This is a genomic window from Ruegeria sp. BHSC026 (assembly GCF_059613065.1).
In genome coordinates, this window is record NZ_JBXWRV010000006.1 from 177354 (window position 1) to 198896 (window position 21543).

21 protein-coding genes are annotated in these 21543 nt (G+C 64.8%); 13 read left to right on the plus strand and 8 right to left on the minus strand.

The genetic code is table 11. The features are described from left to right. Position 1: 1 nt before the first annotated feature. The 3 genes from AC2FME_RS10145 to AC2FME_RS10155 form a co-directional block, all read right to left on the minus strand. Positions 2–985 carry a type I glyceraldehyde-3-phosphate dehydrogenase gene (locus AC2FME_RS10145; RefSeq protein ID WP_496686932.1) on the minus strand — a complete coding sequence of 328 codons (984 nt, stop codon included), beginning with the start codon at positions 983–985 and terminating at the stop codon, positions 2–4. A 53-nt stretch (positions 986–1038) separates the two neighbouring features. Then, positions 1039–1356 carry a hypothetical protein gene (locus AC2FME_RS10150; RefSeq protein WP_496743097.1) on the minus strand — a complete coding sequence of 106 codons (318 nt, stop codon included), beginning with the start codon at positions 1354–1356 and terminating at the stop codon, positions 1039–1041. Positions 1357–1465: 109 nt separating this feature from the next. Next, positions 1466–2299 (minus strand): bifunctional allantoicase/(S)-ureidoglycine aminohydrolase, encoded by an 834-nt coding sequence (locus AC2FME_RS10155; RefSeq protein ID WP_496800355.1) that lies wholly within the window; start codon positions 2297–2299, stop codon positions 1466–1468. A 183-nt stretch (positions 2300–2482) separates the two neighbouring features. Between AC2FME_RS10155 and AC2FME_RS10160 the strand changes: the two genes are divergently transcribed. The 5 genes from AC2FME_RS10160 to AC2FME_RS10180 all read left to right on the plus strand — a co-directional run bounded on the left by AC2FME_RS10160 (position 2483) and on the right by AC2FME_RS10180 (position 6682). Then, positions 2483–2836 (plus strand): hypothetical protein, encoded by a 354-nt coding sequence (locus tag AC2FME_RS10160; RefSeq protein ID WP_496795555.1) that lies wholly within the window; start codon positions 2483–2485, stop codon positions 2834–2836. A gap of 160 nt (positions 2837–2996) precedes the next feature. Continuing rightward, positions 2997–4232, plus strand: coding sequence for an acyl-CoA dehydrogenase family protein (locus AC2FME_RS10165; protein WP_496800356.1), 1236 nt, complete (start codon positions 2997–2999; stop codon positions 4230–4232). A 1-nt stretch (position 4233) separates the two neighbouring features. Then, positions 4234–5049 carry a thioesterase family protein gene (locus AC2FME_RS10170; protein WP_496800357.1) on the plus strand — a complete coding sequence of 272 codons (816 nt, stop codon included), beginning with the start codon at positions 4234–4236 and terminating at the stop codon, positions 5047–5049. 68 nt (positions 5050–5117) lie between these two features. Next, a complete protein-coding gene (locus AC2FME_RS10175; protein ID WP_496711340.1) occupies positions 5118–5765 on the plus strand; it encodes a DUF1007 family protein in 648 nt (215 codons plus the stop codon). Continuing rightward, entirely contained in the window at positions 5750–6682 is a 933-nt protein-coding gene (locus tag AC2FME_RS10180) for a nickel/cobalt transporter (RefSeq protein WP_496800358.1), read from the plus strand. Before AC2FME_RS10175 ends, AC2FME_RS10180 begins: the two co-directional genes overlap by 16 nt. 2 nt (positions 6683–6684) lie before the next feature. Here AC2FME_RS10180 and truA read toward each other — a convergent pair whose 3' ends face one another. Further along, positions 6685–7452, minus strand: coding sequence for a tRNA pseudouridine(38-40) synthase TruA (gene truA / locus AC2FME_RS10185; RefSeq protein WP_496800359.1), 768 nt, complete (start codon positions 7450–7452; stop codon positions 6685–6687). A gap of 112 nt (positions 7453–7564) precedes the next feature. Between truA and AC2FME_RS10190 the strand changes: the two genes are divergently transcribed. The 8 genes from AC2FME_RS10190 to AC2FME_RS10225 all read left to right on the plus strand — a co-directional run bounded on the left by AC2FME_RS10190 (position 7565) and on the right by AC2FME_RS10225 (position 18184). Further along, positions 7565–8977, plus strand: coding sequence for a YcjX family GTP-binding protein (locus tag AC2FME_RS10190; protein WP_496800360.1), 1413 nt, complete (start codon positions 7565–7567; stop codon positions 8975–8977). Beyond that, positions 8974–9417, plus strand: coding sequence for a GNAT family N-acetyltransferase (locus AC2FME_RS10195; RefSeq protein ID WP_496800361.1), 444 nt, complete (start codon positions 8974–8976; stop codon positions 9415–9417). Before AC2FME_RS10190 ends, AC2FME_RS10195 begins: the two co-directional genes overlap by 4 nt. Before the next feature lie 3 nt (positions 9418–9420). After that, the gene (locus tag AC2FME_RS10200) at positions 9421–10410 is read left to right on the plus strand and encodes a YcjF family protein (RefSeq protein ID WP_496800362.1); all 990 of its coding nucleotides are present in this window, start codon (positions 9421–9423) and stop codon (positions 10408–10410) included. Between the two features lie 60 nt (positions 10411–10470). Continuing rightward, complete coding sequence (locus tag AC2FME_RS10205) at positions 10471–11181, plus strand: VIT1/CCC1 transporter family protein (RefSeq protein ID WP_496711345.1); 711 nt, start codon at positions 10471–10473, stop codon at positions 11179–11181. A gap of 107 nt (positions 11182–11288) precedes the next feature. Continuing rightward, entirely contained in the window at positions 11289–14015 is a 2727-nt protein-coding gene (locus tag AC2FME_RS10210) for a DUF2339 domain-containing protein (RefSeq protein WP_496800363.1), read from the plus strand. A gap of 166 nt (positions 14016–14181) precedes the next feature. After that, positions 14182–17100 (plus strand): isoleucine--tRNA ligase, encoded by a 2919-nt coding sequence (gene ileS, locus AC2FME_RS10215; RefSeq protein ID WP_496800364.1) that lies wholly within the window; start codon positions 14182–14184, stop codon positions 17098–17100. Positions 17101–17184: 84 nt separating this feature from the next. After that, positions 17185–17640: a methylated-DNA--[protein]-cysteine S-methyltransferase gene (locus AC2FME_RS10220; protein ID WP_496800365.1), complete on the plus strand. Its 456-nt coding sequence runs from the start codon at positions 17185–17187 to the stop codon at positions 17638–17640. 76 nt (positions 17641–17716) lie between these two features. Then, the gene (locus tag AC2FME_RS10225; RefSeq protein ID WP_496681332.1) at positions 17717–18184 is read left to right on the plus strand and encodes a hypothetical protein; all 468 of its coding nucleotides are present in this window, start codon (positions 17717–17719) and stop codon (positions 18182–18184) included. 27 nt (positions 18185–18211) lie between these two features. On the opposite strand, the gene AC2FME_RS10230 is transcribed toward AC2FME_RS10225, so the two are convergent. The 4 genes from AC2FME_RS10230 to fsa all read right to left on the minus strand — a co-directional run bounded on the left by AC2FME_RS10230 (position 18212) and on the right by fsa (position 21481). Next, positions 18212–18907: a CDP-alcohol phosphatidyltransferase family protein gene (locus AC2FME_RS10230; RefSeq protein WP_149775773.1), complete on the minus strand. Its 696-nt coding sequence runs from the start codon at positions 18905–18907 to the stop codon at positions 18212–18214. Between the two features lie 91 nt (positions 18908–18998). Beyond that, positions 18999–19919 carry a tyrosine recombinase XerC gene (locus AC2FME_RS10235; protein ID WP_496688372.1) on the minus strand — a complete coding sequence of 307 codons (921 nt, stop codon included), beginning with the start codon at positions 19917–19919 and terminating at the stop codon, positions 18999–19001. Next, positions 19916–20623 (minus strand): DUF484 family protein, encoded by a 708-nt coding sequence (locus tag AC2FME_RS10240; RefSeq protein ID WP_496681337.1) that lies wholly within the window; start codon positions 20621–20623, stop codon positions 19916–19918. Before AC2FME_RS10240 ends, AC2FME_RS10235 begins: the two co-directional genes overlap by 4 nt. Positions 20624–20827: 204 nt before the next feature. Then, entirely contained in the window at positions 20828–21481 is a 654-nt protein-coding gene (fsa, locus tag AC2FME_RS10245; RefSeq protein ID WP_005977921.1) for a fructose-6-phosphate aldolase, read from the minus strand. Between the last annotated feature and the right edge of the window lie 62 nt (positions 21482–21543).

The following is a 21543-nucleotide window of genomic DNA, read 5'->3' on the forward strand; positions in this document are numbered from 1 at the left end:
GTCAGCCCGCCATCAGCCGGGCCACATCCAGCATCCGGGCCGAGAACCCCCATTCATTGTCGTACCAGCCAAAAACCCGCACTTGGCGGTCGCCGACCATGCGGATCTCGGGGCCAGCGATCACCAGCGACTCGGGCCGCGCCCGCAGGTCGGACGACACCAGGGGCATGTCGGTCCAGCCAAGAACGGCCGACTCGACAACCGCATGGCGCAACCGTTCTGTGAAGGTGTCGATGTCCATCGGAGTTTCCAGCGTCGCCACCAGGTCCACGGCCGAGACGCTGGCCGTCGGCACCCGCACCGCCGCGCCCGAGATGCGCCCGGCTAGATGCGGCAGCACCACGTCGATCAGGTGCGTCGCGCTCGAGGTCGTGGGCACCATCGACAGCGCCCCCGCGCGCGACCGCGCCAGATCGCCCCGCGGTGCGTCCACCATCGGCTGGCTGTTGGTGTAGCAATGGATCGTGGTCATGTGCCCTGATGCGATGCCCCCGATGCCGTCCAGCACCTTGACGAGCGGCGCTAGCGCATTCGTGGTACAGGACGCGTTCGACACGATCCGAGCATCGCCCAAGACGTCTTCGTTGGCGCCCAGAACGATGGTGGTGTCGGCGGCCGGTGACGGCCCCGAGATCAGAACCTTTGCCGCCCCGGCCTGCAACCCCCGTGCGGCCACGTCCGAGCTGCGGGCGATGCCGGTGCAGTCCAGCAGCACATCCACCCCCGACAGATCGACCCGCGCCACATCTTCGCTGTTGGTGACGGGGATTTCTACGCCATCCACCACCAGCGCGGCGTTCCGGGCCGCGACCGTCCCGGCATAGGGGCCGAAGGTGCTGTCGTATTGGAACAGATAGGCACAGGTTTCCAGCGGCGCGATGTCGTTGATCAGCACCACCTGAACATCTGACCCGGCGGGCAGCGCCATGACCTGCCGCAGGATCGTGCGGCCGATGCGGCCGAATCCGTTGATCGCAATCTTCATGCGCAAGCTATGGCAGGGCGCCGGGGCGACCTCAATGCCCGTTCGGGGGGATGTCAGCCGCAGCTGACTTGCGAGAAGAACTGACCCGAGATGTTCTGGTACATGCTGGACCGGATCACCTTGCACCCGGTCGCTTGCTGGATGGCCGCGATGGCCTGAAGCGTGCGCAGGCGCGGGGGCGGACCGAACGGGTTAAGGTTGTTGTTGTCGCGGGTGGCGCGGTACACGACCGGTTCGTCGGCCACCTGGGTGACGGCCCAGGTGCGGCTCATCACCGATACGGTTCGGGTTTCTTCGTTTGCAAGGGCCGGGGCAGCGACGCTGAGAGGCGCGATCGTGGCCAGAGTCAAAATGGATCTACGCAGTTTCATTGGGCAATCTCCGGGAATGAACACATGAAATCTGCCCCGATCAGAGCAAATTTCGGCCCCCGAGGGAAGTCTCGGCCCGGGAAAGCCGGTTTCGGGCGGGAATTTCTCGCTATCGCCCGGCCACGGACAGGGGCATGTGGCGGTTGACGTCCTTGTACAGCAGGTACCTGAACCGCCCCGGCCCGCCGGCATAGCAGGCCTGCGGGCAGAACGCGCGCAGCCACATGTAGTCGCCGGCCTCGACCTCGACCCAATCCTGGTTCAGCCGATAGACCGCCTTGCCTTCCAGCACATACAGCCCGTGTTCCATCACATGGGTCTCGGCAAAGGGAATGACGGTGCCGGGTTCGAAGGTGACGATGTTGACATGCATGTCATGACGCAGGTCGGACGGGTCGGCAAAGCGGGTGGTGGCCCAGCGACCCTCGGTGCCGGGCATCGGGGTGGGGGCCACGTCGCGCTCGTTGGTGATGATCGGGTCGGGGGCGGGCAGGCCGGGCACCGCCTGATAGGCCTTGCGCACCCAGTGGAACCGCGCCACCGCGTCGGACCGGTTGTGCAGCGCCCAGTCGGATCCGGGCGGCACATAGGCGTATCCGCCGGGGTCCAGCACGTGCTTCTGCCCGGCGAGGGTCAGGACCACGGTCCCTTCGACCACGAAGAGGACGCCTTGCGCCGCCGGGTCGGTCTCTGGTCGGTCGCTGCCACCGCCGGGCTGAACCTCCATGATGTATTGCGAAAAGGTCTCGGCGAAGCCGCTGAGCGGACGGGACAGGACCCACAGCCGGGTCTTCTCCCAGAACGGCAGAAAGCTGGTGACGATGTCGCGCATCGTACCGCGCGGGATCACGGCATATGCCTCGGTGAACATGGCGCGATCGGTCAGCAACTGATCCTGACCGGGGTGGCCGCCATAGGGCGCGTAATAGGTGGGATGAGCCATCGTAAAACCTCGGGTAGGTGTCGCGGCCACTATGTGTCGATCGAGCGGGGGCCGATAGCGTCACGGATGCAAAAGGTTTGTTCGGGATTATTTGAAGGTGCACCCCGCCCGGGGCTTGGCCGCACCGCACCCGCGGTATAGGCTTGGCCCCGGACCCATTTCGACGAAAGCGAGTTTCAAGGCATGCCCCGGTTTTTCTTCCTCTTCTGCGCAGCGGTTCTGGTCGGGTTGATCGGCACGGCGCAGGCCAAACCCCTGTCGCGGATCATTGCTGAAATGGGCCTGAGCCCGGCTGATTTTCAGATTCTGGACGCGGCCTCGACGGCACTGCTGTCGGGCGGGACGCCTAGCGTCGGGCAGGAACGCAGCTGGGAAAATGAACAGACCGGCTCGAAAGGGACGATCCGGGTACGCGACGTGCGGGGAAACTGTGTACATCTGCAGCATTTCATCCAAGCCGAAGGCGGTGATAAAACCCGCGAAATCCGGACGCGGCGTTGCAGGGACGCTGGCGGAAACTGGATCATGACACCCTGATTGCCCGGGAAACGCTCGATCCGGGCCAAACGTCCCCAAGTCCTTTGAACAAATGATTGCGCGTGACGTCCCGTCACCCGGCTGGACAGGGTCAGTGCCCCTGCGCCATCCTCGCGTCAGAAATTCGGCCCTGCGCCGGGCCATTTGGGAGGGACCATCCATGAACATGTCATTCGTCTTGCGCGAGGAGAACCGGGCGCTGCTGGAGCGGGTCCGCGACATGATCCGCAACGAGATCATGCCGTTGGAAGAGGAATACCAGGCCGAGATCAACAAGGGCGACCGCTGGCAGTACACCGACCGCCAGGCCGAGATCCTGGAGGGGTTGAAGGCCAAGGCAAAGGCGGCGGGTCTGTGGAATTTCTGGCTGACCGACAGCGACAAGGGATTTGGCCTGACTACGGTCGAGTACGCCTATTTCGCCGAAGAGATGGGTAAGACCCCGCTGGGCGCCGAGGTGTTTAACTGTTCCGCCCCCGACACCGGCAACATGGAGGTGTTCGAGCGCTATGGCACCGAGAAGATGAAAGAGCAGTGGCTCAAGCCGCTGCTCGCGGGCGAGATCCGCTCGGCCTATCTGATGACCGAACCGGATGTAGCCTCGTCGGATGCCACGAATATCTCGATGTCCTGCGTGCGGGACGGGGATGACTATGTTCTGAATGGCGAGAAATGGTGGTCGTCCGGCGCGGGCGATCCGCGCTGCAAGGTCTACATCGTGATGGTCAAGACCGGCGGCGACGACCTGCCCAAGCACCAGCGCCAGTCCATGATCGTGGTGCCCGCCGACACGCCGGGGATCGAGATCCTGCGCCCGATGGAAGTGTACGGCCATGACGACGCGCCGCACGGGCACATGCATATCCGGTTCACCGATGTAAGAGTGCCGGCCGAGAACATCCTGCTGGGCGAGGGCCGCGGGTTCGAAATCGCACAGGGGCGCCTCGGGCCCGGTCGCATCCATCACTGCATGCGCGCGATCGGCCAGGCCGAGATGGCGCTGGAGCAGATGTGCAAACGCGCCCTGCAGCGCGAAGCCTTCGGCAAGAAGCTGGCGCAGTTGGGTGCCAATTTCGACATCATCGCCGAGTGCCGGATGGAGATCGAGATGGCCCGCCTGCTGTGTCTGAAGGCCGCGTGGTACATGGATCAGGGCGATGCGCGCGCGGCTGCCCCGTGGATCAGCCAGATCAAGGTCGTCGCGCCGCGTGTTGCGCTGAAGGTGATCGACGAGGCGGTGCAGATGTTTGGCGGGCAAGGCGTCAGCCAGGATACGCCGCTGGCCACCGCCTGGACCCATGTGCGCACGCTGCGGCTAGCCGATGGCCCGGATGCGGTGCATCGCCGTCAGGTGGCGCGAGCCGAACTGAGAAAGCATACCCAGGAAAAGATCTGACATGCAGGACGCGGCGATGCAGCCAGTGGTGGGTGAGACCGCATATTTTCGGGTCGCGCCCGACGGGGCCTTTGTCGGCAATGACCCGGCGCGCGGGCCGTGGTCGGCCGATCACTGTCATGCCGGCCCGGTCGCGGGCCTGATCGTGCGCGCGGCCGAGATCGAGGTCGGCCCCGACAAGATGCTGACCCGCCTGACGGTCGATCTGCTGCGCCCGCTGCCTCTGTCCGGTCTGCGCGTGGCCGCCGAGACCGTGCGCCACACCAAGACGCTGGCCACCACGCGCGTCACCGTGCATGACCTGGACGACACGCTGTGCGCCACCGCCGCCACGATGCATCTGGCGCGCCGGGATTTGGGGCCGGTGCCGAATGTGGCGATCCAAGGCCCCGACCTGTCGCAGATCGAAGACGGCCCGTTTCCCATCGGCGAAATGCGGCATGACCTGCCCGGCTTTGCCCATCATTCCGAGGTGGCTTATCCCAAGGGCGGCAACCAAGGGGCGGGGCCAAAAACCATCTGGATGCGTACCCCGCCTCTGCTGCAGGGCGAAACCCCCTCGCCGATCCAGTCGCTGTGCCCGCTGGCCGATTGCGGCAACGGAATTTCGTGGAATGCGCCGACCTCGGAAATGGGGTTCATGAACACCGACCTGACGGTGCAGATCCACCGCGAGCCGACCTCCGACTGGCTCGCCTCGGATTCCGTGTCACACTGGCAGCCCAGCGGCATCGGGATGTCGCAGTCGGTTCTGTACGATACTCAAGGCCCGATTGGCACGGCGCTGCAGACGCTGGTCCTGTTTCCGCCGAAATGAGCGGCAAAATCCGTGCTCACCGCCGAACTGTGTTGCCAGCGCCGGTCGGGCACCCTATCTTCGCGTTCATGCGCTGGATACCCGCCGTGATCGCCTGTTGCCTGCCGTTTTCTGCAGTGGCGCACCCGCATGTCTTCATCGACACCGGGTTGGAATTCATCGTGGACGAGTCGGGCAACCTGACCCATGTCCGCGTCACTTGGGCTTATGACGAATTCTACTCGCTGCTGGTGCTCGAGGATATGAGGTTGGATCAGGACGGCGACGGCGTTTTATCCGAGGCGGAAGAACAGCGCCTTGCTGGCTTCGACGCGCAATGGGTCGAAGGATACAACGGCGATCTGGTCATCCTGGCAGCCGATCAGCCGGTTGCCTTGTCTGGTCCGCTAGAGCCGCGCGCGACGACTGAGGATGGCCGAATCGTGACCACCCATCTGCGCAAGGTCGAGGGCGAGCCAGTACCCGCGCAGGCTTTGTCGGCCAAACCCTATGACGAGACATTCTATACCGCCTACGAGGTGACGCGTCCGGTCACCGTTTCCGGGCCTGAAACCTGCCGGATCGACAGGTTCGAGCCGGATATCGACGGCGAACTGGCCCAGATGCAGGCCTTTCTGCTGACCTTGGACGCCGACTATGACCTCGAGGAGAACGACATACCTCTGGTCGGTGAACGCTTTGCCACCGAGATCCGCGTTTCATGTCCCGCTACCTGATCCTGCCGGTCAGCCTGGCGATTGCGCTGCTGCTGTGGTTCTGGGGCAGCGGAGGTTTTGACAGCCTCGCGTCTTGGGCCGCGGGCGAGCAGCGGGAATTCCAGAACCAGATCGCCCGTGCCCTGCGGGCCGCGCGGGCCGAACAGCCCGAGGCCGTGGCCACGCTGCTGGCCGTGTGTTTTGCCTATGGGTTCTTCCATGCGGTGGGGCCGGGTCATGGCAAGGTGCTGATCGGAGGGTACGGGCTGGGCCGCAATGTCGCCTTTCTGCGCCTGTCGGCGATCAGCATACTGTCCTCGCTGGGGCAGGCCGTGACGGCGATCGTTCTGGTCTATGCAGGCGTTCTGGTGTTCCAGATGTCGCGGGAAAGCTTGGTCGGCACCACCGAGCAGATCATGGCCCCGGTCAGCTATGGCGCAATCGCGGCCATCGGGCTGTGGCTTGTTCTGCGGTCGCTGCGCAGTTTCGCCCGGCGCGGCCGTGCGGACAGTGCTCCGCACGACCATCACCATCATCATGATCACGGGCATCACCACCACGACGGCGAGGTCTGTTCCGATTGCGGGCATCGTCACGGCCCCACCGCCGAAGAGGTGGCCCAGGTCGGCAGCCTGCGCGAGGCGCTGATTCTGATCGCAGGCATCGCCGCGCGACCCTGTACCGGAGCTTTGTTCGTGCTGATCCTGACCTGGCAGATGGGCATCGCGATGGTCGGTATCGCCGGGGCCTTTGCCATGGCGCTGGGCACCGCGACCGTTACCACCCTGGTTGGTTGGACGTCGTTCGGGTTGCGGGGCGGGTTGCTGGCCTCGGCCTCGGCCACGCGGTTTGCGGCCGTGTTGGCGCCCACGATCGAACTGGTGGCCGGGCTGCTGATCGCGGTGATTGCCGGTGGATTGCTGCTGCGCGCGCTCTGACGTCAGTCGAAAACAGGATCGGGGTAGCCCACCCGCGCCAAGTACAAACCTTGCGGCGGGCAGACCGGCCCGCAGGCCGCGCGGTCGGCGGCCTCGAGCGCATCGCGCACGTCCTGCGGGGTCCAGGCGCCCGCGCCGACCCGTTCAAGCGTACCGACGAAACTGCGCACCTGGTTGTGCAGGAAGGACCGGGCACGGACATGGAAATGCACTTCGGGGCCGGAAAAGCCCTGAACATGTTCGACGCGCAGCTCGTCCAGCGTCTTGACCGGGCTGGCCGCCTGGCAGATCGACGACCGGAAGGTGGTGAAGTCGTGCCGCCCGATCAGCATGTCGGCCCCTTCCTGCATCGCGGCGACATCCAGCGGGTGCCCGATCTGCCAGACCTGGCCCTTGTCATGGGTCGCGGGTGCACGGCGGATCAGGATGCGGAACAGGTATTGCCGCTCGATGGCCGAGAACCGCGCATGCCAGTCATCCGCCACCCGCGCGGCCTTGAGAATCGCCACCGGCAACGGCTTGAGGTGATAGTTCAGCGCCTCGGACAGGCGGAACGGGTCCCAATCCTTTTCCAGGTCGCAATGGGCCACTTGCCCCAGCGCGTGAACGCCCGCATCCGTGCGCCCGGCGGCAGCGATCGTGTGCGCACCGGGCTGCAGTTTCGACAAAGCCGCCTCGATGGCGCCCTGGACCGAGGGCAGCTCTTTCTGCCGCTGCCATCCGGCAAACGGCGCACCTTGGTATTCGACTTTCAACGCGTATCTGGGCATGGGCTGCTGGTACCCTGCCGGGCGCGCCCGGGCAAGGGCAGGCGGCAAAAGCGCTGGCAACCGGGGCAGCGGCTACCTATCTTGGGACAAACAAGAAATGCGGGGCGGCGGTTTGGTCATCTCATCACTGGCAGACAGTCTTGTGCGCGGCGTCGAATCCGTCGGTGACCGCGTGTCCGAGACGTTTTTCGAACCGGTCGTGCGGCTGGGCGTCACCGGGCTGGCGCGGTCGGGCAAGACGGTGTTCATCACGTCGCTGGTGGCCAACCTGCTGGACAGGGGGCGGATGCCCGGCCTGGTCGCCCAGCAGGAGGGGCGCATCAACGCCGCCTACCTGCAGCCGCAGCCCGACGACACCGTGCCCCGGTTCGACTATGAATCGCACCTGTCGGCTCTGACCGGGCCGCAGCCCCACTGGCCCGACAGCACCCGCGCCGTGTCCGAGCTGCGTCTGTCGTTCAAGGTCCGCCCCGCCGGGCTGCTGGCCGGCCTGCAGGGGCCGCGCACCGTGCATCTGGACATCGTCGACTATCCCGGCGAGTGGCTGCTGGATCTGGCCCTGCTCGAAAAATCCTATGACGACTGGTCGCGCGAAACGTTGGAGCGGATCGCGCAGCGTCCGGCCGCGGCCGATTTCCTGGCCCAGATCAAATCTGTTGACCCGGCCGACCCCCATGATGAACCCACCGCGCAGGCCCTGGCGCGGGGCTTTGCCGACTATCTGACTGCCGCGCGGGATGCGGGTTTCTATGACTGTACGCCGGGCCGGTTTCTGCTGCCGGGTGATCTGGCCGGGTCGCCGGTGCTGACCTTTGCGCCTTTGCCGACCGAGGGCGCCTCGCGCCGCCGCAGCTTGCATCGCGAGATGGAGCGCCGGTTCGAGGCCTACAAATCGCAGGTCGTGAAGCCCTTTTTCCGGGATCATTTTGCCCGGATCGACCGGCAGGTGGTGTTGGTGGATGCGCTGGGCGCGATCCACAAGGGGCCGCAGGCGGTCGAGGACATGCGCCGCGCCATGGGTGATATCCTGTCTGCCTTCCGGCCCGGCCGCAATGCGTGGCTCAGCCAGATGCTGCTGGGCAAGCGGGTCGAACGCATCCTGTTCGCTGCCACCAAGGCCGATCACCTGCACCACCTGCAGCACCCGCGCCTGACCGCGATCATGGAGGCTCTGACGCGCGAGGCGCGCGACCGCGCCAGGTTCGCCGGGGCCGAGACCGCTGCCATGTCCATCGCCGCGCTGCGCGTGACGACCGAAGAAATCCGCACCCACAACGGCGTCGAACTGCCCTGCGTGCGCGGTACGTTGGACACCGGCAAGCAGGCGGCCTTCTATCCCGGAGAGCTGCCCGAAGACCCCGCCCATCTGCTGGGCCCCGCGCGCAAGGGGGCCGACACTTGGTTGGGCGAGGATTACGGGTTCATGACCTTTGCCCCGGCGCATCTGTCGCTGCGCCCCGGCGACGGCCCGCCGCATATCCGGCTGGACCGCGCTGCGCAGTTCCTGATCGGAGACCGGCTGTGACCGTTACCCTCAGGCCCGCGCGCAGCCTCGACGCCGGGGCGGTCGGAGAGATCCTGCACGGCTTTGCACGCGAAAACGACTGGATGCCCGAGCTGCATTCCGGGGCCGAAGCCATCGCCTTTTGCGGGCGGATGATCGACAATGGATGGGTCACGGTTGCCGAACAGGGCGGCAAGGTCGCAGGCTTTCTAGCCGTGGACGGGACCGAGGTTCATTGCCTGTACCTGAGCCCCGCCGCGCGAAACCAGGGGATCGGCGCACAACTGCTAGACAGCGCCAAGGCAGGTCGTAGCGAACTGGTGCTGTTTGCTTTTCAGGCCAATACGGGCGCGCGCCGGTTCTATGAGCGGCACGGCTTTGTCGAAGTGGCCCGAAGCGACGGGGCCGACAATGATGAACAGCTGCCGGACATTCGGTTCGTCTGGCAACAGAAGGAGTGACGCATGGCCAAGGGTCCGGTTCTGATCGAACTTGACGAGGATGCCCCGGCCGCCGACGTGGCGAACGCCGCGCCGGTACCGGATATCGCGCCACCCCAGGGGCAGGCGATGCAGGCCGCGGCCCGGCTGGCCGCGCGCAAGCCGTCGGTTCTGGGCCGGTGGTTCTGGGGGCTGGCGGTTGCCGTCGTGGGGGCGGCGGTCTCTGTAGCCGCTTGGAATTTTGCCACCTCGTTGATCGCCAGCGTCCCGGTGCTGGGCTGGATCGTGACCGGCCTGATCTGCGCGCTGGTGCTGGTGGCTTTGCTGATCGCCCTGCGCGAACTGGCCGCGCTGGGCCGGCTGTCGCGGGTGGACGGGATGCGCCGCGCCGCCGATGCCGCGCTGGCCGATGCTGATCTGGCGCAGGCCCGGGCCGTGACCCAGCGCCTGATCACGTTCTATCGCGGGCGCGAGGATACGCGCTGGGGCCGCGACCGCCTGGCCGAACGGATCGAGGATCAGTTCGACGCCTCGGGCCTGCTGGGACTGGTCGAGGACGAATTGCTGGCCCCGCTGGACGCCGCCGCCAGCCGCGAGGTCGAGGCCGCCGCGCGCCAGGTCGCGACCGTGACGGCGCTGGTGCCGCTGGCGCTGGCCGATGTGGCGACGGCGCTGCTGGCGTCGCTGCGGATGATCCGCCGGATTGCCGAAATCTATGGCGGTCGGGCCGGGTTTCTGGGGGGCTGGCGGTTGACCCGCGCGGTGTTCGTTCACCTGGTGGCCACCGGTGCGGTGGCCGTGGGCGACGACCTGCTCGAACCGGTTCTGGGCGGGTCAGTCCTCAGCAAACTGTCGCGCCGCTTTGGCGAAGGGCTGGTCAACGGCGCCCTAAGCGCCCGCGTCGGCGTGGCCGCGATGGAGGTCTGCCGTCCGCTGCCCTTCTCGGACCGCCACAGGCCGTCGACCCGCGGCATGGTCTCGCGCGCGCTGGGCGGGCTGTTTTCCAAGGGTTGATCTGCCGCAAAGCCATCGGGCCGCTACTCAGGGCAAAATCTTCCGGAAGGGAGACTAGCCATGGCGGATCACGGCCACAGCCAACAGGAAATCGCAGAACGGATCGACACCCCACCCGGACGTGGGTTCTTGCGGGACGTTGTCTATGGCGGGATCGACGGATCGGTGACCACGCTGGCCATCGTGGCAGGCGTCGCCGGGGCTGGGCTGTCGCCCTTCGTCATCGTGGCCTTGGGCTTGGCAAACGTGCTGGCTGACGGGTTCTCGATGGCTGCTGGGAATTACTCGGGGACCAAGGCCGAGCTGGACAATATCCGACGGATCCGCGCCATCGAAGAGCGCCACATCCGCCTCTACCCCGACGGCGAGCGCGGCGAGGTGCTGGAAATCCTGTCCCGCAAGGGCCTGTCGGGCCGGGTGCTCGAACAGGCAACCGATGCGATCACTGCCGATCGGGATACCTGGATCAACCTGATGATCGAGGGCGAGTACGGGTTGGGCAGCGTCGATCCGCATCCGCTCAAGGCCGCCGCAGCCACGTTCGCGGCCTTTGTCGTGGCCGGTATGGTTCCGCTCGTGCCGTTCTTGTTGGGTGTCGAGGGCGCGTTTTCAGCCTCGGTCCTGATGACGCTGGGCGTGTTCTTTGCCATCGGCGCGATGAAAAGCCGGTGGTCGCTGGCGCCCTGGTGGCGCTCGGGGCTTGAGACGCTGGCGATCGGTGGAGCAGCGGCAGCAATTGCCTATCTCGTCGGGTCTCTGTTCCATCCTTAGATTACTGGCGTCAGACCACAACAGGCTGAAACCATTTGGGATTTCCCGACTGTCTTACCGCGCCTGCACAGGATAGCCTATAATGCAGATTTGCCCGGAGGTGCGGTTTGGAATCTCTGCTTGTTCTTGTTGGCTTGGTCGTTTTGGCGATGCCGGTATCTATTGTCGTCTTGCTGGTCGGCCATGCCCGACTGCGGCGGCGGGTCGAGCAGTTGGAGATCAGGTTGGGTGTCGAGCCGCAGCCCGACATGGCGCGGCCCGCGCAGACGCCGCCCGCGCCAGCAGAAGCGTTGAAGCCAAAACCCCGACCGGCCCCTTGGGGCCCGCCGAAACAGGCAAGCCCACCCTTACCGGACCAACAGCCTGAGCCTGAAAAATCGGCAACTGTTGCCGAGACCGCATCCCCTCCGGCCGCAGTCGTGTTCCGCGCCGAGCGCTTCGACGATCTGGGCGCGTGGCTCCGAGAGAACTGGTTCTATGCCGTATCCGCCCTGTCGCTGGCGCTGGCGGGGATATTTCTGGTGCAATACGGGGTCGAGAACGGGTTGCTGCCGCCCACCGCGCGCGTGTTGGCGGCCTTGGGCTTCGGCTCGCTGCTGATCGTGGCGGGTGAAGTCGTGCGGCGCCGATACGGCGATGACGAGTCGTCGGCCACCGCCTACCTGCCTTCGGTATTTGCAGGCGCGGGGCTGGTCACGCTGTTCGGCGGTGTGCTGGCGGCGCGCCAGCTCTACGACCTGATCGGCCCCGAGGCGGCTTTGGCGGGCATGATCGCCATCGCTCTTGTCGGGCTGGTTCTGGGCTGGTTCCACGGCCCGCTGCTGGCGGCGATCGGGTTGATCGGCGCCTTTGCCGCGCCATTCGTCGTAGGTGGAGAGTCGGCCGACCCGTCCTGGCTGTATGGATATTTCTTCGTGATCACCGGGCTTGGGCTTGGGATCGACACGGTGCAGCGTTGGGCCTGGGTGTCGGTGCTTTCGCTGATAGGAGCCTATTTGGCGGGCCTTTTGCTTGTGGCTGGTTCGCCGATCACAGAACCGGCTTTCCTCATCTACGTGGCTGCCGTTGCCGTGATCGCCATTGCCATTCCCGTGCGCCGGATCTGGCCTGATCATGACGGCGCGATGTTCAGCGAAATCTTTGTCAGAAAAGCCAGTGGTCCGTGGCCCGAATTTCCGACGCGTCTGGCCTTTGGGGCGGTGCTGGCAAGCTCGGCCATTCTGGTGTTGCAATGGGCGGATACGAGCGGTGAGTTCTGGCTGGGTGTGATCCTGCTGGCAGTCCTGACGTTCGCCCTGCTGATCTGGGCCAAGGACGCACTGGCCCTGCAGGACATGACCGCGCTTCCCGCCCTGGGTCTGGGTGGATTCGTGTTCACGCACGGGTTTGATGGCGGCGCGGTGGCGCGTGGGTTCTGGCAGACCTACTCCGAAACGCCCGAAGTCGATTTTCCGTTGGCCGCGACGTGGCTGGTTGCGCTGGGCGCGGTGATCTCTGTTCTGGCGGCATGGCGGTCGTTCCGGGGTGGGCGGTACCCGCTGGTCTGGGCCGGTGCCGCCGCGCTGTACGCCCCGGCGCTGGCCATCGCGCTTGAGCTTGGCTGGCGCCCGGCCAGCGTTATCGGAGCCTACCCCTGGGCCCTGCATGCGGTCGCGCTTGCGGCGCTGATGGTGGTGCTGGCCGAGCGCTTTGCGCGTGTGGATGCTAAGGCCCGTATGCGTCCGGCTTTGGCCACGCTGTCGGCCCTGTCCTGCCTGACCTTCGGCTGCGTGATCGTGCTCAGCTCGGCGGCGCTGACCATCGCATTCGTGGTCACGATCATCGCGGCGGCGGCGCTGGACCGGCGGTTTGCCCTGCCGCCGATGAGCTGGTTCATCTGGGCCGGAGTCGTCACCGTCACGTTCCGGCTGATCCTGAACCCGGGCCTGGGCTGGGCGCTGGACGCGCCGGTTGCGGAAATGGCTCTGGTCTATGGAACTGCGGTTGCAGGCTACGTCGCGGCATGGTGGATGCTGCGCCCGTTGGAGCGACCTGTCGCCGAGGTCATGTTGGACAGCGCAGCGTGGGCGACGGGCGGCGTTCTGGTGTCGCTGCTGCTGCTGCGCTGGTTGGAAGGGCTGGGCGAGGGCGGTGCCGACGACAGCCATTGGGGGCTGGGCCTGCTGTCGGCCATTTGGCTGCTGTTGGCATTCGCGCAGGTGCAGCGGTTTGCGCTGGGCGGGCGATTGAACTGGGTGCGGGTCGCATTGGGCGTGTTTTTCGCCGCGCATGGCCTGTTGTGGCTGGCGCTGGCTGCGACAGTGGCCAACCCTGTTTTGCGTTTTGGCGCAGATCCTGTTCTGGGACCTCCGATCGTGAACACGCTTGCCATTGCCTATTTGCTGCCGGCCCTTGTCATCGGTCTGTTCGCGTGGCGAATCCCCACGATGCCGGCCCAGTTGCGGCTGGTCTGCCAGGGGGTGTCCATCGCGCTGGGTGCCTTGTGGCTGGGCCTGACCATCCGGCATTTCTGGCAGGGTGCGGCAGGAATGTATGAAGGCAACGGCGTGTCCCAGCCCGAGCTTTATACCTACACGCTCGCGCTGCTGGTGATCGGCGCGGCGCTGTTCTATCAGTCGTTGGCCCGCGGTTCGAACCTGATGCGCAAGGCCGGGCTGGCGGTGATCGGGCTGGCGGTGGCCAAGGTGTTCCTGATCGACATCTCAGGCTTGGGCGGCCTGATCCGGGTGTTTTCGTTGCTGGCTTTGGGGCTGGCGCTGGCGGGTTTGGCTTGGCTGAACCGCTGGGCCAAGCTGCGCCATTCGCCGCAGGGGCCGGAAGCTCTGGACCAATAGGCGCAACCGGCCTATAAGCCCGGCCATGCAAGACGTTTTGGCCATTATCATTCGAATTATTTCCCCGGCGCTCTGAGTTTCCGAGACGCCGGGCAAAGGTGCTTGAGTTCATCGCACCGACCGCTTCGATCCAAACACGCCAAGATCATCCAAGGGACGCCTCTCCATGTGCGCCGACACGACCCAGACACCCGACTATAAAGACACGCTGAACCTGCCCCGAACCGAATTCCCCATGCGCGCCGGCCTGCCCAAGCGCGAGCCCGCATGGCTGGACCGATGGGAGAAGATCGGCGTCTATGACCGACTGCGCGAAAAGCCGGGGCGCAAGCCGTTCATCCTGCATGACGGCCCGCCATATGCCAACGGGCACCTGCATATCGGCCACGCGCTCAACAAGACGATCAAGGACATGATCGTGCGGTCGCATCAGATGATGGGCTTCGACGCGCGCTATGTGCCCGGCTGGGACTGCCACGGCCTGCCGATCGAATGGAAGATCGAGGAACAGTACCGCAAGAAGGGCAAGAACAAGGACGAGGTTCCGGTCATCGACTTCCGCCAGGAATGCCGCAAGTTCGCCGAAGGCTGGATCGATATACAGCGCGAAGAGTTCAAGCGCCTGGGCATCACCGGCAACTGGGCCGATCCCTACGTCACCATGGACTATCACGCCGAGGCGGTGATCGCGGACGAGTTCATGAAGTTCCTGATGAACGGCACGCTGTATCAGGGCTCGAAACCGGTAATGTGGTCGCCGATCGAGAAGACCGCTCTGGCCGAGGCCGAGGTCGAGTATCACGACAAGGAAAGCTTCACCATCTGGGTGAAGTTCAAGGTGGTGAACACCGGCGACACCACGCTGGACAACGCCTATGTTGTGATCTGGACCACGACGCCCTGGACCATGCCGTCGAACAAGGCCGTGGTCTATGGCAAGGATATCTCGTACGGGCTGTACGAAGTGACCGGCCGCCCCGAGGAATGCTGGGCTCGGATCGGTGACCGGTACCTGCTGGCCGACAACTTGGCCGCCGACGTGTTCGCGCGCGCGCGACTGGACGACACCATGTACCGCCGCCTGTGTGACGTCACGCAGGACGATCTGGCCAAGATCCAGCTGCAGCACCCGCTGGCAGGGGCCGAAGGGTCTAACGGCGAATGGGACGACATCCGCGATTTCCGCGCGGCCGATTTCGTGACCGATACGGAAGGCACCGGCTTCGTCCATTGCGCGCCCTCGCACGGGATGGAGGAATTCGAGCTGTACCGCGATCTGGGCATGCTCGAGCAGGTCATCACCTACAACGTGATGGACGATGGCAGCTTCCGCGCTGACATGCCGTTTTTCGGCGGCAAGTACATCCTGTCGCGCAAGGGCGGCGAGGGCGACGCGAACAAGGCCGTGATCGACAAGCTGGCCGAGGTCGGCGGGCTGCTGGCGCGTGGCAAGATCAAGCACAGCTATCCGCATTCGTGGCGGTCCAAGGCGCCGATCATCTATCGCAACACACCGCAATGGTTCGTGTCCGTCGACCGCAAGCTGGACGACGGCATGAACCAGATGGGCGACACCATCCGCGAACGCGCCCTGCGCTCGATCGACGAACTGGTGAAATGGACGCCGCCGTCGGGCCGCAACCGCCTGTATTCGATGATCGAGGCACGCCCCGACTGGGTTCTGTCGCGCCAGCGTGCCTGGGGCGTGCCGCTCACGTGTTTCACCAAGAAAGGCGCTCTGCCCACCGACCCGGATTATCTGCTGCGCAACGCGGAAGTGAATGCCCGCATCAAGGCCGCGTTCGAAGAACACGGTGCCGATGTCTGGTACACCGACGGTTTCAAACAGCAGGTGCTGGACGGCATCGTGAACCCTGACGATTATGACCAAGTGTTCGACGTTCTGGACGTGTGGTTCGACTCGGGCTCGACCCACGCATTCGTTCTGCGCGATCGCGAGGATGGTGCGCCCGAGGGCATCGCCGATGTCTACATGGAGGGCACCGACCAGCACCGCGGATGGTTCCACTCTTCGATGTTGCAGGCCTGTGGAACGATCGGCCGCGCGCCCTACCGCAACGTGGTCACGCACGGGTTCACGCTGGACGAGAAGGGCAACAAGATGTCCAAATCGCTCGGCAATACCATCGTGCCGGAGGAGGTCATCAAGCAATATGGTGCCGACATCCTGCGCCTGTGGGTGGCCCAGACCGACTATACCGCCGATCAGCGGATTGGGCCGGAAATCCTGAAAGGGGTCGCCGACAGCTATCGCCGTCTGCGCAACACGATGCGTTTCATGCTGGGTTCGCTGGCCGATTTCACCGAGGCCGACCGGATCGACCCGGCCGAGATGCCGCGTCTGGAACGCTGGGTGCTCAGCCGACTCGCCGAATTGGACGAGCAGGTCCGCAAGGGCTATGCCGCGTTCGACTTCCAGGGCGTGTTCAGCGCGGTGTTCAACTTTGCCACGGTCGACCTGTCGGCCTTCTATTTCGACGTGCGCAAGGATGCGCTGTATTGCGATGGGGACACCCCGCGCCGCAGGGCCGCGCGCACGGTGCTGGATATCCTGTTCCACCGTCTGACCACCTGGCTGGCACCGATCCTGCCGTTTACGATGGAAGAGGTCTGGCTGGAGCGGTTCCCGGGCGAGGACAGCTCGGTGCATCTGGTCGACTTCCCCGACACGCCTGCCGATTGGCGCGACACCGAGCTCGAGGCGAACATGGCCAAGATCCGCCGTGTACGTCGTGCGGTGACCGCCGCGCTGGAAGTGCAGCGCCGCGACAAGGTCATCGGCTCCAGTCTCGAAGCCGCGCCGGTCGTGCATGTCGAGGATGCCGAAACCCGTGACCTGCTGGCCACTTTCGACGTGGATGACCTGTGCATCACCTCGGGCCTGACTGTCACCGCCGACCCGGCCCCGGCCGAGGCCTTCCGCCTGCCCGAGGTCGAAGGCGTCGGCGTCGTGTTCGAAAAGGCCGAAGGGGCCAAGTGCCAGCGTTGCTGGAAGATCCTGCCGGATGTGGGGCGCCACGCGCATCCCGGTGTCTGCGGTCGCTGCGACACCGCCCTGAGCTGAACGTAAACCCCGAAAGCCCCCCGCCATAGCGCGGGGGCTTTTTTGCGACTTGCGGGCGGCGTGCTGATCTGAAACCCTGCAGCCATGCCGATGATTGCGGTTCAAACCCAGTTCGGATGCCTCGGGATCGAGCAAGAAGGCGGCGCCATCACTCGGCTGGTCTGGGGCGGCCAAACGGAGGGCGATACGACTCCGCTGCTTGCCGAAGCCGCCTCGCAGGTGATGGCCTACGCCGAAGGCAGCCTGCGCCGCTTCGACCTGCCGCTGCACGTCAACGGATCAAAGTTTCAGCGTGCGGTCTGCGCGGTGATGTCTGCAATTCCCTTCGGTGAAACCCGCACCTATGGCGACATTGCGCGCGAACTGGGGCACCCCGCACAGGCCGTGGGACAAGCCTGCGGAGCCAATCCGATTCCGGTGATCATCCCCTGCCACCGGGTGTTGGCTGCGAACGGGCTGGGCGGGTTTTCCGGCCAGGGCGGAATCGAGAGCAAGGTGGCTCTGTTGCGCCACGAAGGCGCCGCGAGCCTGCTGATCTGATCACCGGAATCCAGTTGCAATCCCCCGCAAAGCGTCCCAACCTGAGATGGAATTCGACAGCGAAGGACCGCATTGCATGACCGCTCAGACAGACCCGGCTGCTCGCAAGAAAGCCATCATCGACCGCCTGATGGCCCTGGAAGCCCAGGAGCTTGAAGTCGCGCAGGCCCATCACGAGGCCTTTTTGAAAGAGTCGCAGCTGGACGATCGCGAGGTGCATGACAAGGACGACATCGCCGCCTCGCGCGAGAGCGCCGATCTGGCGGCGGCTTTCGACGGGCCGGTGCATGCACATCATGCCAAGATCGACGTGATCGAAAACACCGATTTCGGTCCGAAACAGACGGTCGAGCCGGGCGCGGTGGTCAAGCTGAATGACCGGCATTTCGTCGTCTGCGTCTCGACCACGCGATTCGACGTTGACGGGGACACATATATGGGGATTTCACCCCAAAGCCCGATTTACCTGGCGATGGCCGGTTTGCAGAAGGGCGACGTGTTCACCCACAACGGAACCGAATTCGAGATCCAGGAAATCCTGTGAGCTTCGGCCTCGCCCTGCGCGGCGGGGTCATCCGGTCCTTTGCGGGATCAGTTGCTGGGCAATACCAGCAAACACCAGATACAGGCTGGTGACGACAAGGCCCCAGTGCGCCCAGCTTTGCGGGTGGAAATCGACCCAGGCTGCCCATCCGGCGAAAAACGTCCAGGCGAAGGCCATGGGCAGGGAAAGGTTGCGCCAGCGTTCCGTACGCACGGGGTGGATGAATTTCAGCGGCAGGAACATCGCCACGGCCAGCAGCGCCACAAGGATCAGGCTGAACCAGAAATCGGGTTTCAGCGCGAAGATCACCACCACGACCATGTTCCAGCAACCCGGGAAGCCGGAAAAGGAATTGTCCTTGGTTTTCATCCGCGTGTCGGCGAAATACATCGCGCTGGCGAAGGTGATGACGATAATTGCAAACCAGCCGGTCCAACCGTCCATCAGGCCGGATTTGAACAGCGCATAGGCCGGAATGAACACGTAGGTCAGATAATCGATGATCAGGTCCAGCAGCACCCCGTCGAACTCGGGCGCGTTTTTCTTGACGTGGTAGTGCCGCGCCAGGGGGCCGTCGATTCCGTCGACAATGAAAGACACCACCAGCCAAAGGAACATCAGGCTCCATTTTTCCTCGACCGCTGCCAGCATGGCCAGCATGGCAAAAACGGCACCAGTCGCGGTGAACAAATGGACGGCCAAGGCTTTGAATCTGAGTGTCATGGCCCGTGTCATGTACGATGCGCGCCCGAGATGCAAAGCAAAATCCCGCCCCTAAGGGTCTATGCAGGCGGTCGCGGCGATTCCGTTGCGTTCAGGCCTTGGGGTGGGTGCGGTTGTAGACCTCCATCAGCCGCGCGGTATCGACGGCGGTATAAGCCTGCGTGGTGGACAGAGACGCGTGTCCCAGCAGTTCCTGAATGGCTCGGAGGTCGCCACCGGCCGACAGAAGGTGCGTGGCAAAGCTGTGGCGCATGGCATGGGGCGTGGCCGTTGCCGGCAGGCCCAACTGCATGCGTGCCTTTGCCATGACGCCTTGGATCGCCCGTGGGTTCAGCGCCTTGCCACGCACACCGCGGAACAGTGGGGCGGTTGCACTTTGCGGGTGCGGGCACAACTCCAGGTACCGGTCCACCGCCTGCCGTGCGGCGGGAATGACCGGAACGATTCGCTCCTTGTCGCCCTTGCCGACGATTCTGAGCGTCTCGGGCAGGGGCGCGTCGGCGCCGGTCAGCGAGAGCGCCTCGGAAATGCGTAGTCCGCAGCCATAGAGCAGGGTCACCACGGCCACGTCGCGGGCCGCAACCCAATCCGAACTGGATTGCAACTCGACCGCCTCGATCACGGCGCGGGCGGCGTCTTCGGCTAGGGGGCGCGGCAGCTTTTTGGTGAATTTCGGCGCGCGGGTGGACAGGACGGCGGTGGGCTCGAACCCCTCGCGCTCGGCCAGCCAGCGGTAGAAGCTTTTGACGGCCGACAGCTTGCGCGCCAGAGATCGGGCGCCGACGCCGGTGTCGCGCTGTTGCGCCATCCAGGCCCGCATGTCCGAAACGCTGATCCGTTCCAGCGCGGCCAACCCCTGACGTTCGCTGTGATGCAGGGTCATGAAGGCCAGAAAATCGGTGACATCCCGACGATAGGCGTTGGTGGTGTTTTCCGACCGGCCCGCAAGCGCCGAGAGACTCTCCAGCCACACTTGTAGCGCATCGCGGCAGGCCGGAGAGATCAGGCTCATGACAGCCAGTGGCGCATCGACCGTTCGAACACGCCGGCGAAAAACGCCAGCAGATCGGTGCCCAACTGCGGAGAGAAATGCCGCGGGTCGCGCGCGCCCATCACGATCATGCCCGGCAGGCGGCCCGTACCCAGGTCCAGCAGCATGCAGGCTTCGGATTGAAGTTCGCCGGCCTGATCACCGTGCACCAATCGGTTGGGTTGGTGAATCTCGCGCAGCACGACGTCGCGGGCCGGGCCGCCGCGGTCGTGGCTCAGGTAGCGGTCGATGAAGCCGGGTTCGGCCACCGTTAGAATGCCGTCCAGCCTGGCGATTCCCGGATCGTGTTGCGCGGCCGTAGTTTCCAGAACAAGAGTGATCCGGTCGACCCGCAGGATGTCGGCGACGTCGGTGCCCAGTGTGCGCAGGAAATCCTCGAACTCCGCCGGTTCGAGAAGACGCAGGATGGCGCGGTGCACCTGGTTGGTGCCGGCCAGGTTCTCGTAGGCGGCAGCGATGACCGAGCGGTGCGTGTCCTCCAGACGATCCAGCCGCGCCTCGAGCCGCTGCATGGCGATTCCGCGCAGGTCGATGATGTTGTCTCCGCGGGCGCGTTCGTTCGCGGCGACCAGCGCCTGCATCAGGTCCTTGTCGTCCAGCACCGCATCCGGTTTTGCCAGAATCGCTGCGCGGAGGTTGTCCTCGAGTTTGGGGTTGCTGCTCATATCCTGTCCGGTCTTTTTTTGTTGGGTGCGTTATAGCACGGGTGCCCGGAAATACCTTGGGAAAAATGCACGTTTAGGTGGATTAGGTGCCGAGTGTGGGGGCTTGGCTCCCGCCTGCACGGGCCTGATCGCTGATCAGGCCCGTGCAGTTGGGCCAAGCGCGGCCCCTGGCGGGGCCGCGCGGTGGTGCTTGGGATTAGCGGGTCACAGGATTTTCTGACCGGTCTTGGCCCAATCCGACAGGAAGGCCTCGAGCCCCTTGTCGGTCAGCGGGTGGTCGGCCAGCTTCTTGATCACGGCGGGCGGGGCGGTGATCACGTCGGCGCCGATGCGGGCGCTGTCGGCCACATGGTTCACGCTGCGGATCGAGGCGGCGAGGATTTCGGTTTCGAACCCGTAATTGTCATAGACCTGACGGATGTCGGCGATCAGGTCCATGCCGTCGAGGTTGATGTCGTCCAGACGTCCGATGAAGGGCGAAATGAAGGTCGCGCCCGCCTTGGCCGCCAGAATCGCTTGGTTGACCGAGAAGCACAGGGTGACGTTAACCATCTGGCCCTCGTCGCTGAGCGTCTTGCAGGTTTTCAAACCGGCCCAGGTCAGCGGCACCTTTACGGCGATGTTCGGTGCGATCTGCGCCAGCTTGCGGCCTTCGGCGATCATGTCCTCGGCCTCGGTGGCGACGACTTCGGCGGAAACCGGGCCATCGACCAGGTCGCAGATTTCCTTGGTCACTTCCAGAATGTCGCGACCCGATTTCAGGATCAGCGAGGGGTTGGTGGTGACGCCGTCCACCATGCCCAGGTCGTTCAACTCGGCGATGGCGTCGATTTCGGCTGTGTCTACGAAGAATTTCATCGGGGCAGTCCTTTGATGGGTTGGCCTTGCTCGCGGATGCCTTTACCTCAAAGAGACCCGTG

Coding starts and splice junctions, on each gene's coding strand:
- AC2FME_RS10145 (WP_496686932.1), bottom strand. CDS start 985: ATGAAGATTGCGATCAACGGATTCGGCCGCATCGGCCGCACGATCCTG.
- AC2FME_RS10150 (WP_496743097.1), bottom strand. CDS start 1,356: ATGAAACTGCGTAGATCCATTTTGACTCTGGCCACGATCGCGCCTCTC.
- AC2FME_RS10155 (WP_496800355.1), bottom strand. CDS start 2,299: ATGGCTCATCCCACCTATTACGCGCCCTATGGCGGCCACCCCGGTCAG.
- AC2FME_RS10160 (WP_496795555.1), top strand. CDS start 2,483: ATGCCCCGGTTTTTCTTCCTCTTCTGCGCAGCGGTTCTGGTCGGGTTG.
- AC2FME_RS10165 (WP_496800356.1), top strand. CDS start 2,997: ATGAACATGTCATTCGTCTTGCGCGAGGAGAACCGGGCGCTGCTGGAG.
- AC2FME_RS10170 (WP_496800357.1), top strand. CDS start 4,234: ATGCAGGACGCGGCGATGCAGCCAGTGGTGGGTGAGACCGCATATTTT.
- AC2FME_RS10175 (WP_496711340.1), top strand. CDS start 5,118: ATGCGCTGGATACCCGCCGTGATCGCCTGTTGCCTGCCGTTTTCTGCA.
- AC2FME_RS10180 (WP_496800358.1), top strand. CDS start 5,750: ATGTCCCGCTACCTGATCCTGCCGGTCAGCCTGGCGATTGCGCTGCTG.
- truA (WP_496800359.1), bottom strand. CDS start 7,452: ATGCCCAGATACGCGTTGAAAGTCGAATACCAAGGTGCGCCGTTTGCC.
- AC2FME_RS10200 (WP_496800362.1), top strand. CDS start 9,421: ATGGCCAAGGGTCCGGTTCTGATCGAACTTGACGAGGATGCCCCGGCC.
- AC2FME_RS10205 (WP_496711345.1), top strand. CDS start 10,471: ATGGCGGATCACGGCCACAGCCAACAGGAAATCGCAGAACGGATCGAC.
- ileS (WP_496800364.1), top strand. CDS start 14,182: ATGTGCGCCGACACGACCCAGACACCCGACTATAAAGACACGCTGAAC.
- AC2FME_RS10220 (WP_496800365.1), top strand. CDS start 17,185: ATGCCGATGATTGCGGTTCAAACCCAGTTCGGATGCCTCGGGATCGAG.
- AC2FME_RS10225 (WP_496681332.1), top strand. CDS start 17,717: ATGACCGCTCAGACAGACCCGGCTGCTCGCAAGAAAGCCATCATCGAC.
- AC2FME_RS10230 (WP_149775773.1), bottom strand. CDS start 18,907: ATGACACTCAGATTCAAAGCCTTGGCCGTCCATTTGTTCACCGCGACT.
- AC2FME_RS10235 (WP_496688372.1), bottom strand. CDS start 19,919: ATGAGCCTGATCTCTCCGGCCTGCCGCGATGCGCTACAAGTGTGGCTG.
- AC2FME_RS10240 (WP_496681337.1), bottom strand. CDS start 20,623: ATGAGCAGCAACCCCAAACTCGAGGACAACCTCCGCGCAGCGATTCTG.
- fsa (WP_005977921.1), bottom strand. CDS start 21,481: ATGAAATTCTTCGTAGACACAGCCGAAATCGACGCCATCGCCGAGTTG.